We start from the raw sequence: 13,539 nt of genomic DNA, 5'->3' as shown, positions 1-13,539 counted from the left end.
AAGTGAAATTACTTTATAAAGAAAAGTCTACTAGTATTAATTAGGGAAATTTGTTTGTTGTTGAATAAAAAAGCGTATCGAATAGAAAAAAAAGAGTTTTTTTCTATATATTTGATATTCTAAAGGTTATCATTTTTCTTTAAATTTATTTATAGAATTGGATATCCTTTGGCACTATAATTGATTGTTATAGAATTGTAAGGAAAACATTGGAAAAATAATCCAGATAAGATTCTGGAAATTATGTATTTTTTAAAAATACGTGTATATTTAGAATCAAAAAATAAAGCTATTTTAAATTTCGCTAACAATATATTGCCCCATATTGTACGCTAAGCATTTTAAAATAGGGAAAAATATAACTTTTGGTTGGGCATAATTGTTGCAATTATGGGTAAGTACTTTACTATTATTTTATTTTTATTTTTTGCCAATAATAATGGTTATGTCGGAAAGTTCTCATATACTGAAAGAAGTGAATTGGAATGGTCAGATTTTAGAGGAAGACCAGAAATGAGAAGTAGTTTTGATGCAAGTGTTAATACAGGGATAACCTATCAGTGGTCCTATGGTAAAGATAAAGGTGATATTGAATTAAATTACCAGGTAGATAGTTTTTGCTACCCTTCTCTTTCATGGGTAAAACGTGGCCAAATGTCTGCCGCATTACTTTCTCACGAACAATTACATTTTGATATTTCAGAACTTCACGCAAGGATAATGCGCAAAAGGTTGAAAGAATATAAGGCAGGAAATAATATAAGAAGAGACCTTAATAAAATGTATAAGCTGGTAGAGAGAATGAGGGTGAATATGCAAGAACGATACGATGAAGAAACAGATCACTCTAGAAATGATGTCAATCAAAAAAAGTGGGAGAAAAAAATACAAACCTTAATGTGGTATTACAGAGATTATAATGAATAATCTCTTTTTTTAATGACCATGGATACCCAAGTTCAAAAAGATTTCTTAGTAAAATTAGCGCATACCAAAATGCCATATGGAAAATATAAGGATAGATACCTTATAGATCTTCCCGAGTATTATATCGTTTGGTATCATAATAAAGGTTTTCCTAAAGGAACTCTAGGTCAACAAATGCAAACAGTATACGAACTCAAAGTCAATGGTCTAGAGCATTTGATAAGAAACATCAGAAAATTTTAATCACATGTTTACAAACTGATATCCGGAAAGTTCGTTATCACGTAAATCAATTTCAGTTTCATTTAGTAATATGCCATGCTCTACAAAAGCTTTTAGATTAGCTAACCAAAATGTCCATCCATTACTACAGCCAAAATGAACTTTAAGTTTACTTTCTTCATCAGTGGGTATATCAAATTGAGTTAAAATTACAATTGTAACATTGTTCTTTTTTTCGAGTAGTATCGAGACTTTAGAAGACTCAAATGATATTTCTATATAATCTTTACCATTAGCTTCAAGCACAATACCTTCTTCTTTTCCGTCCCAGTTATGCCATTGCCATGTATAAGTATCGCCTTTTTGAATACGTTCTGAGGGTTTACGAATGTTTCCATTATTTTTATATGAAGCATGTTTTAAAAACCATGATGTTATTCCTTCTGTTGTGGCCCATAAATCATATAGTTTTTCTGTAGATTCAAGGATATATATTTTCTTAGTAAACGAATTCCATTGTAATTTTTCCATGATAAAAAATGATTTTGTTTGATGATGAATAAAAATACAAAAAATGTATTTCAAAATTAATTAAATATCATTAAGTCAGAGTGTTAAATAAATGTTGTCGAGATTTGGTTGCAGCAGGATTTCGTTAAATAATTCATAGTACATGGTCAGTTTTATAAGGATTTCTGTAAGTTTAGTCTTTGTATTACCTAATAAATCGTTAATTCTTTATTATGAAAGAAAAAAAATGCCTTTTGTGGTGTATTGTATTTTTTATAAATATGTCACTATTTGCTCAAGATTTTAGTGAAGGACCTTTCTCCCAACTTATTATTAGAGGAGCAATGTTAATTAATGGTAATGGAGCTCCCCCAAGAGGTCCTGTAGATATAGTTGTAGAAAAAAATATAATCAAGGATGTTGTAGTTGTTGGGTATCCAGGTGTTCTAATAGATGAGTCCAAACGCCCGAGATTAAAACCAGGTGGTAAGGAATTGCATGCCGGTGGGATGTATGTGCTTCCGGGGTTTGTGGATATGCATGGGCATATTGGAGGAGTTGCGCAAGGGGCAGATTCGGATTATGTATTTAAGTTATGGATGGCACATGGAGTTACAACCGTTAGAGAACCTAGTGGGCGAGGTGTTGATTGGGCTATGAAATTGAAACGATCTAGTGAAAAAAATGAGATTATTGCGCCTCGTATTTTTGTTTATACTGGTTTCGGGCAGGGAAGTAATACACCAATAAGTACTCCAGAAATGGCTCGAAATTGGGTAAGAGAAAATGCGAAGAAAGGAGCAGATGGAGTGAAATTCTTTGGAGCCACACCTGAAATTATGACTGCTGCTTTGGATGAAAACAAAAAATTAGGTTTACGTTCTGCCTGTCATCATGCCCAAACTGATGTGGCTCGTTGGAATGTTTTGCATTCTGCCAGGGCAGGGCTTACTTCGATGGAGCATTGGTACGGTTTGCCTGAAGCTTTGTTTGATAATAAAACAGTGCAGGATTATCCTCTAGATTATAATTATCAAAATGAACAACATAGATTTGAAGAGGCAGGGAGATTATGGAAACAAGCGGCAAAACCTTATTCTGATCATTGGAATAATGTGATGAATGAATTGTTAGAACTTGATTTCACTTTAGATCCAACATTTAATATTTATGAGGCTAGTAGAGATTTACATCGGGCTAGAAGAGCAGAGTGGCATGAAACCTATACTTTACCTTCTTTATGGCGGTTTTATCAACCAAGTAAGATTTCTCATGGTTCGTATTGGCATAACTGGGGAACTGAACAAGAAGTAGCTTGGAAAGAAAACTATAGATTATGGATGATTTTTATAAATGAATATAAAAATAGAAGAGGTAGAGTGACTGTAGGTTCGGATTCAGGATTTATTTTTCAACTATATGGTTTTGCTTATATCCGAGAATTAGAGTTGTTAAGAGAGGCTGGATTTCATCCTTTGGAGGTGATTAGATCAGCGACTTTAAATGGAGCTGAAGCCCTAGGGTACGCTGATAAAATCGGATCTGTTGAAGTTGGGAAGTTAGCTGATTTTGTGATTGTTGATGAAAACCCATTACAGAACTTAAAAGTGTTATACGGTACGGGTGCGGTAAGGTTGACTGAAGATAATGAAGTAGTGCGAGCGGGAGGGGTAAAGTATACAATCAAAGATGGAATCATATATGATGCTAAAAAGCTTCTGGCAGATGTTAAACGTATAGTAGAGGAAGCTAAAGAGAAAGAAGGCTTTTCTATTAAACAACCAGGAATAAAAGAATAAAAAAACACCCAAGATGGGTGTTTTTTTAATAAATAGAAATTATTTTATACTGTTTCAGTGGTTTTGGCAAATATGTCTATATCCACTTGGTTTTTTGTGAGGTCTTCAAAGGTTTCTCTTTTACGAATCAGGTGTGCTTCACCGTTGTGCCATAATACTTCTGCAGGACGAAATCTAGAGTTGTAATTGCTTGCCATAGAAAAACAATATGCTCCTGCATTTTTAAATGCAATGATATCCCCCTCATTAATTTCTGATATTCTTCTATTAGTAGCAAAAGTATCTGTTTCGCAAATATAACCTACTATAGAATAGAAACGTTCTTTTCCTTTAGGGTTAGAAATATTAATGATCTCATGATGAGAGTTATAAAACATAGGTCGTATCAAGTGATTAAACCCACTATCAATTCCTGCAAAAACTGTTGATGTAGTTTGTTTTACAACATTAACTTTTGCCAAAAAATAACCAGATTCGCTGACCAAGAATTTACCAGGTTCAAAACCAAGTGTAAGCTCTTTACCGTATTCTTTGCAGAAAGAGTTAAAACGTTTGGTTAATTTTTCGCCAAACTCTTCAATATCCGTTTCGATATCGCCTGGTTTATAAGGGACTTTAAAACCGCTCCCAAAATCAATAAAGTCAAGATTTTTAAAGTTCTTGGCTGTTTCGAATAAAATTTCACTTGCATATAGAAATACTTCTACATCAAGAATATCACTTCCTGTATGCATATGTATTCCATTAATAGTCATCCCTGTGTTTTCTACAATTCTAAGAATATGCGGGATTTGATGAATAGATATACCAAATTTACTATCGATATGACCAACGGATATCTTGCTGTTTCCACCAGCCAAAACATGAGGATTAATTCTAATACATACCGGTGTATTAGGATGTTTTGCTCCAAACTGTTCTAGGATAGAAAGGTTATCAATGTTGATTTGCACTCCTAATTTAGATACCTCTTCAATTTCTTCAAGAGAAACACCATTAGGTGTGAAAATAATGTCTTCTGGTTTAACACCTGCTAATAATCCTAATTGTACTTCTTGAATAGATACAGTATCTAATCCAGCACCTAATGAATTTATTAGTTTTAAAATAGCAATATTAGAAAGTGCTTTAACAGCATAATTTAGCTTTACCTGTTTGACTTTTTTAAAAGCACCAGAAAGGCGATTATATTGTGAAATAATTTTTGAAGAGTCATATACATAAATAGGACTCTCAAACTCTCTTGCTACTGCTAATAAATTTTCATTTTCCATCGTGTCACAAATTTAAGCCTACGAAATTATCAATAAAATTAGAGATATCGATGGCTTACACAGAAAAAATCTACCAGTCTAGTAGAATTTAAGATTTTTAACGTCTGTTTAAGGTAGATAAAGAATGGTAATTAGTATTTTTAATAAAAAATTATGTTGCCTCTTTTCCCTTTACAATTGGTGGTATATCCCGGAGAACAACTGCCTTTGCATATCTTTGAAAAAAGATATCAACAACTCATTGCGGATTGCGAAAAAGACAGTATATCTTTTGGGGTGCCGACGTATATCGATAAGAAACTTGAATACGGAACAGAGGTAATGCTAAAAAAAATAGCTAAACGCTATCCAGATGGTGAGAGCGATGTTGTTTGTGTTGGTAAACGTATTTTTAAGATAACGAATTTTTATAAACAACTTCCAGAAAAACTTTATGCAGGTGGTGATGTTGAGTTTTTGGTAGATAATGAAAGTAGTGCTGAAGACCTTCAGGAAGAACTGCTTAAAAATATAGCCATACTCTATGTAGAACTCACTATAGATAATCCGCCAGTATTTGATCTTCCCTTTGTAAGTTATCAAGTTGCTCATAAAGTAGGTTTGGCTTTACATCAAGAATATCATTTGCTTACATTGCGCAGTGAACTAGAAAGACTTAACTATCTTATTGGGCATTTAAAAATTACAATTCCCGTAGTACGAGAGATGAATAGAGCTAAAGAAGTGATTAAAATGAATGGGCATTTTAAGAATTTTGATCCTTTAGATTTTGATGATTTTAAACTCTAAAAGTAGGATGGTTTTTTTTACCACAAAAGATTGGCACAGTAACTTCACTTTTCCTATTTTTGAAACTCCTTAAAAAAGGCAAATTTTACAGACCTTTAGTTACTAGATTTGGTCTGCTAATAAAATGTAATAAAAAAGAACAAATGAATTTACACGAGTATCAGGGTAAAGAAATATTAAGCAGCTTTGGCGTGCGTATTCAACGTGGTATTGTTGCTCAAAATGCAAATGAAGCAGTTGCTGCAGCAAAACAATTAACTGCTGAAACCGGAACAGGATGGCATGTGATTAAAGCACAAGTTCATGCTGGAGGACGTGGAAAAGGTGGTGGAGTTAAACTTGCCAAAAACCTAAAAGAAGTAGAAGAGATAGCTGAACAAATCATTGGGATGAATTTAATTACTCCGCAAACTTCTGCCGAAGGTAAAAAAGTACACCAGGTACTAGTTGCTGAAGATGTGTATTACCCAGGTGATAATGAGCCAGATGAGTTTTATATGTCCGTTTTATTAAATCGTACTTCAGGACGTAATATGATTATGTATTCTACCGAAGGAGGTATGGATATTGAAACTGTAGCTGAAGAAACTCCTCATTTAATTTTTGCTGAAGAAGTAGATCCTTCTGTTGGATTATTACCTTTTCAAGCAAGACGTGTAGCATTTAACTTAGGATTAAGTGGTGGTGCTTTTAAAGAGATGACCAAGTTTGTAATGGCATTATATACGGCTTATGTTAAATCTGATGCTTCTTTGTTTGAGATTAATCCTGTATTAAAAACTAGTGATGATAAAATCATGGCGGTAGATGCAAAGGTTACTTTAGATGATAATGCATTATATCGACATAAAAATTATGTGGATATGAGGGATATTCGTGAGGAAAATCCAATCGAAGTTGAAGCAAAAGAAGTAGGTCTTAATTATGTTGATCTTGATGGGAATGTTGGTTGTATGGTTAATGGAGCAGGTCTAGCAATGGCTACGATGGATTTAATTAAACAAGCAGGAGGAGAACCGGCTAACTTCCTTGATGTTGGTGGTACAGCAGATGCAAAGCGTGTAGAAACTGCTTTTAGAATTATTCTTAAAGACACTAATGTTAAAGCAATTTTGATTAATATTTTTGGAGGTATTGTACGATGTGACCGAGTGGCTCAAGGAGTTGTAGATGCGTATAAGAATATGGGAGATGCTATTAATGTTCCTATTATTGTACGTTTGCAAGGTACAAATGCAGATATTGCTAAGGAGCTTATAGATAACAGTGGGTTGGATGTGCAAAGTGCAGTTCAATTCCAGGAAGCTGCAGATAAAGTACAGGCAGTTTTAGGATAAGAATTTTAAATATCCAAAATATATAAAGCGGCCTTTTAGGTCGCTTTTTTTTGTAAAAATTTATTAATTATGTCAGAGCAGATAATCAGTATTGTAAATGATCTTAAACTGGAGCCACATCCAGAAGGAGGTTTTTATAAAGAAGTGTATCGTAGTAAAGGATTGGTGTCTAAAGAATCGTTAGGAGCTGATTTTTCTGGGGACCGTAATTATTGTACAAGTATTTATTTCTTGTTAACTTCTGATAATTTCTCTGCTTTTCATAGAATCAAACAAGATGAAATCTGGCATCATTATGATGGTGCGTCATTATATGTGCATGTTATTGATGTAGAAGGGGGGTATCAAAAATATACCGTAGGTAAGCATTTTGATAAGGGGGAATCACCTCAATTAGTGGTCCCTGCGGGTTCTTGGTTTGCTTCTAGTGTGAAAGGTGAATCAAATTACTCCTTGGTAGGGTGCACGGTTGCTCCAGGTTTTGATTTTGACGATTTTGAATTGGCAAATAAACAGGATCTAACGAGTCAGTTTCCCGATCATGGAGACGTTATAGAACGTTATACTCGAGTTTGACTAATTTTTGATAACAGGAAGTTTATTTCCCAATGATATAGTTAATACTCACAGTGGCGAGATCGGAGTTCGGAAACTTAGAGAAATATCGTTCATCACTTTTAAGTTCTACTTCTTCAATGATCTTTAAAAAACACTCGATTTCGAGGATGTATTGATCAGAAAATCCATGAGTAGCATCATATGCTGTAGCTGCCGTTTTACCTAAGTTGTTTGCGGTTAAAGTAGGCGAAATGGTATGAAGTTCGATGACAATTAACCCGAACTTTTCTATATGTGGCCCCCATTTTTTAAAATGATCTTTTAAGTTTCGTTCTACATCATTGTTGTAAAGTCGTTTTCCTCGATAAGCAAACGCACCTGTAGATTGACTTGGGGTGTTTAATTGAGATGTAGGTTCGGCCCAAATACGATTATGATCTAAAAAAGTTCTTACAGATAATAGATCTTTTAATTCGATATTATAATTTTCTTTTAGATCTTTTTGTAATAAATTAGGATCACTAATATCTCCCCATATAACTTTTGCCCAGATATCTGACTGAATTAGGTTTGCTCGAGTAACTTGTAAAGCAGCTTTATTATAATCTGCTCCTACCAAAAATAATGGATAGTCATCTAGATGTTTTCCTCGAAGTGTTTTGGATTCGATAACTTCGAACAGGTGAATTAAAAATGCACCATTACCACACCCCATATCCAAAATCCCTTTGGGTTGATCTTCTAGAGGTTTATTAAATAGACTAATAATAATCTCGTCAATTTTTTTGAAATATGTAGAATGAGCGCCGCCACTTCCCCAAACATTCATTTCTCTATCTACGTGAATTTCATTTTCATTTTTGGTGTTCCATAAAACATCTGGAGCTCCAAAAAGTAAATTATCTATTTGCCTAAACATTGGGATATAAGAAACTGTGACACCGTAGGCAGATGCTCTTTTTGCAAAAAATAACCCTTTCTTGGTAAATGTATAATTGTTATTTGATTTGCTAAACCAGCCTAGATGAGATAAAAAAGTAAGAATAGTATCAAAACTTTCTGGAAAATGATGGTATTCTTCGGCGCTAAATGAGGCTTCCATAAAATATTTATGAAACATCCCACCCATACCAAGGTGAACAGTTGTAGGGCCTACAAGAATTCCTTCTATATGCTTAAGAATTTGATTTTGAATCGTATTAACGACTTGGTCTGTGTCTTTTTGTAACCCAAAGTTATTTTTATAGTTTTCGAATAATTTTTCTAATTTGTGAAAAGGCTCTAATTCAAACTTACGCGGGTGAAACTGTCCAGAATATTTTAATAAATCTACTGTATCCTTATAAATAACAAAATGTTTAAAGGCAATTTCTGATAGTGAATTAATACTTACAATAACATCATTCTCGGCTACTTTATAGTCTAACCAGCCTTGCGCACTTATTATCCGCAAAGCAACATTTAAATACCCTTCGTTGGCTTTGTTCGAAGAAGCAATTTTCGAGATGGAAACTCTCTGATTTTCTAGGAGGTAATCAGTAATCCCATTATTAAACAATGAATATGCTATAGGTGCGACAGCAATACCATCAAGATGACGAAATAATTCTTCTCGAAATTGTTGTTTTTCAATTGTTGTAAGCATGGGTGTCTAAGTGTGTGGTTGATTTTCTTTTGCCAAATTAAGCATTTATTTTGAAGTATAATACGATGTTATAAGTTCTTCTTTTCTTTTGAATTATCTTTTTTTTCTGGCATTGGCCCTCTTAGATGAATAATAAGACCATTCAAGAAATTACGAAGAATCTGATCACCACATTCCATGTATTTTGGATGGTTTTCATTTCTAAAAAAGGCTCCTAATTCACTCTTAGTGACCTTAAAATCTACTAATGCACATATCTTTACGATATCGTCATCTCGAAGCTTGTGTGCGACACGAAGCTTTTTAAAAATATCATTGTTTGTTAATCCCATAATGCAAAGGTATGTTTTGTACAGAGAATGTGGTCATATATATATCGAAATTTACTATTTTCGGCGTAAAAGTAATTTGTTGTAATGTATAATAAAGAGGAGAAATTAAGTTTGCTTTCTGAAATGATTCAGTTTGCAAAAACCGATAAACAATTTAAAGAACAAGAGTATAATTTTATTCTGGCGATCGGATCTCAATTGGGAGTTCCCAAAGACGAGATAGATACGCTGATAGAAAACGGAGCAGAAAAAGTAAATCTTCAGCCAGAGTCGCAACGAATACTTCAGTTTCATAGATTAGTATTATTGATGAATATTGATCAAGAAGCCTCCCCTGCAGAGGTTCATGGTATCAAGGACATTGGGTTAAAGATGGGATTACGATCAGAAGCTATCGATACGGTCTTAGAAAAAATGAATGATTACCCGAATAAAGTAATCCCGCCAAAAGAATTAATTGCAATTTTTACAAGGTTTTATAATTAGAATAGAGCAATAGATAACAGTTTAATTCTTTTTACATAAGAAGTACAACACCTTTTGATTTTTTAAAAGGTGTTTTTTTCTGCCAATACTTCAGTGAAAACGACATTATGTCACTATTATATATGTAAAACAAGACAAAAAGACATGTTTTTTGAATTGGAACTCAATTTGTTATATACAAAGGGAATTTGAAATTAAAATTAACCTTAAAAAATAATACAATGAGTTTAATAAAAAGAACAGACAGATTACCATTCCTTTTAGATGATTTTTTTAATACAGATTGGTTAGGGGGAACAAATGTGAGTAAAATAGGGTTTAACACTCCAGCTGTTAATGTAAAAGAAACGGATAATGATTACACAATAGAATTAGCGGCCCCAGGCCTTACCAAAGACAGTTTTAATATAGAGCTGGATAATGAAATACTTCATATTTCTTCTGAAACAAAATCAGAAAAAGAGACTAATAATGAGGGTAAGTATACAAGAGAAGAATTTGGTTATAGTACGTTTAAACGATCTTTTAATTTACCCGATACGGTAAATGCAGTAAAAATTGAAGCTTCTTATGAGAATGGAATTTTAATCGTTGCATTACCTAAAAGGGAAGAGGCAAAAGTACAGCCTAAGAGGTTGATAGAGATTTCATAATTTGATTTGGGATTTTAATTAGTTAATTGATGTGATGAGAAAACGCCTTGTGTAATACAAGGCGTTTTTTTATTAAGCGATATTTTAGTTTTTTATAGGATATCCAGATTAACGATACTTTGAGCACAGGCAACAATAGCTTCGTTATTAGAAATGGGCTGCCAGTTAAGTAATTGTTTAGCCTTAGAGTTGTCGATTTTTCTTTCCATTCCCAGATCTATCAAAATTGGTTTTAGAGTTTTGTCAATATTAGAAAATAAGCGAACAGCAAAATTTGGTAAAATAGTTTTGGGTATTTTCTTATTAGGAAATTTTTCACGTAAAATGGCAGCTAATTCTTTGAAGGATAAAAACCCAGCGACTGCCGCAAATCGTTCTCCAGAGGCTTTTGGAGATTCCATTGCTTTGATGTGTAAATCTGCAGCCGAGCGAACATCAACAATTTCAAATCCAAGTTTAGGGAGTGCAGGCGATTTTCCGTCTATCATTTTGATAACAATATTAGCTGAAGTCCCAAAATCCTTTTCAAGTACCGGGCCTAAGATGGCACCAGGGCAGATCGTAGTTAATTCTAATTTCGTATTATTAGTCTTAATAAAGTCCCATGCTGCTTGCTCTGCAATAGTTTTGCTTCTAAAGTATGGTGTAGTATCTTTTTTGTTCGTCACATCTGTCCAGTCATTTTCTGTATAAACACCAGATCTATTTGATTTTTCCTTTCCGTAGACTATGGATCCAGTAGAGGAGGTAAGTATTACTCTTTTGATATTATTTTTTGCAGAGGCTTTTAAAATATTTAGAGTTCCCTCTTTTGCAGGGATAATTAAATCATCTTCATGTTTAGGTAGTTCCCTTGGGAACGGTGAAGCAATGTGCATTACATAATCTACTTCTTTGGTTAAATCATTCCAGATTTCTTGATCCATTAAATCGGCTTCAGCAAAACTTAAAGAATTAATATTGGGAGTGTTCTTAGCTATAATTTGTTTTATGGCATCTGAGCGATTCATATTTCTTAGTGTGCCAATCACTTCATACCCTTTATTAAGTAACTGTATAGTCGTATGAGACCCTAAAAACCCAGTTACTCCTGTTAACAAAACTTTTTCTTTTTTCATAAAATGAGTTTTTAGTTTTTTTAGAGATCTAACCACTTTTTAAAATTTGAAGTTCGTTCTCTGGAAACAATAATTTGCTCTTCGTTACTAGGTTTTAATTTTAAGAGTAGTCTACTATTAAAATAGCTATGAATTTCGACCACTGCTTTTACCGAAATCATAAATTTTCTGTTGATTCTAAAAAAATGTACAGGGTCTAATATGTTTTCTAATTGATCGATAGAGTATTCAATAGGGTATTGTTGACCGCTATGAGAATATAAGAATATGATTCCTTCGTGAGATTTGAAATAGGCAATATCCTCAACACTAAACGTGTTAAAATGATTACCTACTTTTATCATAAAACGTTTTTTGTATTCTTTATTAAATAAACTTTGTATGCGTTCTAATTGATCTTGATCTATTGGTGGATTCGTGTCGGTATGATTTCTTTGATACTTGTCTAAAGCATTTTTTAGATCTTTTTTGTCAATGGGTTTTAACAGATAGTCCAATCCATTGTATTTAAAACCTCGAATAGCATATTCATTATATGCGGTAGTGAATATAACTGGAGGGTGATCCTTCAAAAAATCGAGAATATCAAACCCATAACCGTCATTAAGTTGGATGTCTAAAAATATCAAATCTGGGAGCGGGTTACTGTTAAACCAAAGACGCCCACTTTCTACAGAAGTAATTTGACCAGCAATTTCTATTTGCGGAGCAAGTTCTCCTATCAAATTGGCTAAACGCCTAGAGGCAATATTTTCATCTTCAATTATTACTGCTGTCATCTTTTACGAAACTTTTATAATAGTTACTTCTTTTATGTTTTTAGGTAATAGAGGGAGGGTAACTTTAAAATATTTATTTTCAGTTTCTATTTTTATGGCTTGATTGGTATAAAAGGAATATCGTTTTTTGATGTTTTTGAGACCGAGTTTGGTGGATTCTTCTTTTTGTTCTCTTATATGCAGATTGTTTTGTATCAATACACTGTCGTTTTGTACTGAGATAATACTAATCTCAAGGGGTTTCTCTTTAGAAAAATAGTTGTGTTTTAATGCATTTTCGACTAGCATTTGTAGAGATAATGTAGGGATTAAATGTTCTTTTGGATCAATAGTAATATGAGTAGTGATGCTGAGAGCTCCTTCATGTCGTACATTCATCATAAATATGAAAGAATCCAGAAAATTTAATTCTTTCTCTAAACTAACTAAATCTTCTTCTCGGTTATCCAAGATATATCGATAGCATGACGCCAATCGAGTAACAAAATCTGAAGCTAAGTCCCGATCTTCGTACATTAATGAAGTTAATGTGTTTAAGCTGTTAAATAAGAAGTGGGGGCTAATCTGGTTTTTTAAAGATTTGTATTTAGAAGTCATCACTTCTTTCTTTAACTGATTCATCTTGTTTTCTAATTCTTTTTTCTGTTTTAATGAGTGATAAAAAAGATTAAATAAGATGACTCCAAACCCAAGTAACCCTGCTCTAAAAAAATCTATTCTAAATCGTAACCAAGGATCATCAGCATCTATTTGACAGATATGATTTAATTTGAAAATTGCAACATAGTACAACAATGCAGTCACAGGTAAAATAATGAGCATATTAATTCCTAAAACCTTTAAACCATTTGATAAATCTAAACTATCATTAGCGTTGGATTTTACTTCACGACGTATTAACCAATCATTAGTTTCCCATGTTAACATAAAAAGAAAGAATGCGCTGAAATAATAAAAAATACCTGTACGGTCAAAGAAAAGCTCTTCTTGGTCACCGTGATCTATAGTAAGCTTTACCATAAAATACACCAAGTTTATGATTAAGAAGCGAAACGCGAATTTTTTTATGTATGCCTTAGACGTCATTTATTGGTAACTATTAATATGCAT

15 protein-coding genes are annotated in these 13,539 nt (G+C 33.1%); 8 read left to right on the top strand and 7 right to left on the bottom strand.

What is annotated here, in order from left to right; genetic code table 11:
* The first annotated feature begins 390 nt into the window (after positions 1 to 390).
* A complete protein-coding gene (locus tag DK508_RS00655) occupies positions 391 to 927 on the top strand; it encodes a DUF922 domain-containing protein (protein WP_109298805.1) in 537 nt (178 codons plus the stop codon).
* 12 nt (positions 928 to 939) lie between these two features.
* Entirely contained in the window at positions 940 to 1,170 is a 231-nt protein-coding gene (locus tag DK508_RS00650) for a DUF3820 family protein (protein ID WP_370443799.1), read from the top strand.
* On the opposite strand, the gene DK508_RS00645 is transcribed toward DK508_RS00650, so the two are convergent.
* On the bottom strand, positions 1,171 to 1,680 hold the full coding sequence (locus DK508_RS00645) for an SRPBCC domain-containing protein (RefSeq protein WP_109298803.1): 510 nt from the start codon (positions 1,678 to 1,680) through the stop codon (positions 1,171 to 1,173).
* A gap of 260 nt (positions 1,681 to 1,940) precedes the next feature.
* On the opposite strand from DK508_RS00645, the gene DK508_RS00640 reads away from it, so the two are divergent.
* Positions 1,941 to 3,458, top strand: coding sequence for an amidohydrolase family protein (locus DK508_RS00640; RefSeq protein WP_109298930.1), 1,518 nt, complete (start codon positions 1,941 to 1,943; stop codon positions 3,456 to 3,458).
* A 44-nt stretch (positions 3,459 to 3,502) separates the two neighbouring features.
* Here the strand turns inward: DK508_RS00640 and lysA are convergent, their stop codons facing one another.
* Positions 3,503 to 4,732 carry a diaminopimelate decarboxylase gene (lysA, locus tag DK508_RS00635; protein WP_109298802.1) on the bottom strand — a complete coding sequence of 410 codons (1,230 nt, stop codon included), beginning with the start codon at positions 4,730 to 4,732 and terminating at the stop codon, positions 3,503 to 3,505.
* 153 nt (positions 4,733 to 4,885) lie between these two features.
* Between lysA and DK508_RS00630 the strand changes: the two genes are divergently transcribed.
* From DK508_RS00630 to DK508_RS00620, 3 genes are all read left to right on the top strand, one after another.
* On the top strand, positions 4,886 to 5,521 hold the full coding sequence (locus DK508_RS00630) for an LON peptidase substrate-binding domain-containing protein (RefSeq protein WP_109298801.1): 636 nt from the start codon (positions 4,886 to 4,888) through the stop codon (positions 5,519 to 5,521).
* Between the two features lie 143 nt (positions 5,522 to 5,664).
* The gene (gene sucC / locus DK508_RS00625; RefSeq protein ID WP_109298800.1) at positions 5,665 to 6,858 is read left to right on the top strand and encodes an ADP-forming succinate--CoA ligase subunit beta; all 1,194 of its coding nucleotides are present in this window, start codon (positions 5,665 to 5,667) and stop codon (positions 6,856 to 6,858) included.
* A gap of 69 nt (positions 6,859 to 6,927) precedes the next feature.
* Positions 6,928 to 7,434 carry a cupin domain-containing protein gene (locus DK508_RS00620; RefSeq protein WP_109298799.1) on the top strand — a complete coding sequence of 169 codons (507 nt, stop codon included), beginning with the start codon at positions 6,928 to 6,930 and terminating at the stop codon, positions 7,432 to 7,434.
* 22 nt (positions 7,435 to 7,456) lie between these two features.
* Here the strand turns inward: DK508_RS00620 and DK508_RS00615 are convergent, their stop codons facing one another.
* Together DK508_RS00615 and DK508_RS00610 are read right to left on the bottom strand one after the other, a co-directional pair.
* Complete coding sequence (locus tag DK508_RS00615) at positions 7,457 to 9,061, bottom strand: class I SAM-dependent methyltransferase (protein WP_109298798.1); 1,605 nt, start codon at positions 9,059 to 9,061, stop codon at positions 7,457 to 7,459.
* Between the two features lie 68 nt (positions 9,062 to 9,129).
* Positions 9,130 to 9,393, bottom strand: a complete 264-nt coding sequence (locus tag DK508_RS00610) for a DUF1456 family protein (protein WP_109298797.1) — start codon at positions 9,391 to 9,393, stop codon at positions 9,130 to 9,132.
* 84 nt (positions 9,394 to 9,477) lie between these two features.
* Here DK508_RS00610 and DK508_RS00605 point away from each other — a divergent pair, with 84 nt between their 5' ends.
* Both DK508_RS00605 and DK508_RS00600 read left to right on the top strand, forming a co-directional pair.
* Positions 9,478 to 9,879: a hypothetical protein gene (locus DK508_RS00605; protein WP_109298796.1), complete on the top strand. Its 402-nt coding sequence runs from the start codon at positions 9,478 to 9,480 to the stop codon at positions 9,877 to 9,879.
* A gap of 221 nt (positions 9,880 to 10,100) precedes the next feature.
* Positions 10,101 to 10,532, top strand: coding sequence for an Hsp20/alpha crystallin family protein (locus tag DK508_RS00600; protein WP_109298795.1), 432 nt, complete (start codon positions 10,101 to 10,103; stop codon positions 10,530 to 10,532).
* Between the two features lie 92 nt (positions 10,533 to 10,624).
* On the opposite strand, the gene DK508_RS00595 is transcribed toward DK508_RS00600, so the two are convergent.
* The 3 genes from DK508_RS00595 to DK508_RS00585 are packed head-to-tail and all read right to left on the bottom strand — an operon-like array spanning position 10,625 to position 13,449.
* On the bottom strand, positions 10,625 to 11,650 hold the full coding sequence (locus tag DK508_RS00595) for an aldehyde reductase (RefSeq protein ID WP_109298929.1): 1,026 nt from the start codon (positions 11,648 to 11,650) through the stop codon (positions 10,625 to 10,627).
* A gap of 20 nt (positions 11,651 to 11,670) precedes the next feature.
* Complete coding sequence (locus DK508_RS00590) at positions 11,671 to 12,429, bottom strand: LytTR family DNA-binding domain-containing protein (RefSeq protein ID WP_109298794.1); 759 nt, start codon at positions 12,427 to 12,429, stop codon at positions 11,671 to 11,673.
* Between the two features lie 3 nt (positions 12,430 to 12,432).
* Positions 12,433 to 13,449 carry a sensor histidine kinase gene (locus DK508_RS00585; protein ID WP_160114504.1) on the bottom strand — a complete coding sequence of 339 codons (1,017 nt, stop codon included), beginning with the start codon at positions 13,447 to 13,449 and terminating at the stop codon, positions 12,433 to 12,435.
* Positions 13,450 to 13,539: the final 90 nt, after the last annotated feature.

This window comes from Aquimarina sp. AU474 (assembly GCF_900312815.1).
Taxonomy (GTDB): Bacteria; Bacteroidota; Bacteroidia; order Flavobacteriales; family Flavobacteriaceae; genus Aquimarina.
This window is presented reverse-complemented; position numbering and strand designations above follow the sequence as displayed.

Bases quoted from the DNA above. Each gene is read 5' to 3' on its own strand.
- DK508_RS00600 (WP_109298795.1), top strand. From the start codon at position 10,101: ATGAGTTTAATAAAAAGAACAGACAGATTACCATTCCTTTTAGATGAT.
- DK508_RS00655 (WP_109298805.1), top strand. From the start codon at position 391: ATGGGTAAGTACTTTACTATTATTTTATTTTTATTTTTTGCCAATAAT.
- DK508_RS00610 (WP_109298797.1), bottom strand. From the start codon at position 9,393: ATGGGATTAACAAACAATGATATTTTTAAAAAGCTTCGTGTCGCACAC.
- DK508_RS00590 (WP_109298794.1), bottom strand. From the start codon at position 12,429: ATGACAGCAGTAATAATTGAAGATGAAAATATTGCCTCTAGGCGTTTA.
- DK508_RS00615 (WP_109298798.1), bottom strand. From the start codon at position 9,061: ATGCTTACAACAATTGAAAAACAACAATTTCGAGAAGAATTATTTCGT.
- DK508_RS00585 (WP_160114504.1), bottom strand. From the start codon at position 13,449: ATGGTAAAGCTTACTATAGATCACGGTGACCAAGAAGAGCTTTTCTTT.
- DK508_RS00630 (WP_109298801.1), top strand. From the start codon at position 4,886: ATGTTGCCTCTTTTCCCTTTACAATTGGTGGTATATCCCGGAGAACAA.
- DK508_RS00620 (WP_109298799.1), top strand. From the start codon at position 6,928: ATGTCAGAGCAGATAATCAGTATTGTAAATGATCTTAAACTGGAGCCA.
- DK508_RS00595 (WP_109298929.1), bottom strand. From the start codon at position 11,650: ATGAAAAAAGAAAAAGTTTTGTTAACAGGAGTAACTGGGTTTTTAGGG.
- DK508_RS00605 (WP_109298796.1), top strand. From the start codon at position 9,478: ATGTATAATAAAGAGGAGAAATTAAGTTTGCTTTCTGAAATGATTCAG.
- lysA (WP_109298802.1), bottom strand. From the start codon at position 4,732: ATGGAAAATGAAAATTTATTAGCAGTAGCAAGAGAGTTTGAGAGTCCT.
- DK508_RS00650 (WP_370443799.1), top strand. From the start codon at position 940: ATGACCATGGATACCCAAGTTCAAAAAGATTTCTTAGTAAAATTAGCG.
- DK508_RS00640 (WP_109298930.1), top strand. From the start codon at position 1,941: ATGTCACTATTTGCTCAAGATTTTAGTGAAGGACCTTTCTCCCAACTT.
- DK508_RS00645 (WP_109298803.1), bottom strand. From the start codon at position 1,680: ATGGAAAAATTACAATGGAATTCGTTTACTAAGAAAATATATATCCTT.
- sucC (WP_109298800.1), top strand. From the start codon at position 5,665: ATGAATTTACACGAGTATCAGGGTAAAGAAATATTAAGCAGCTTTGGC.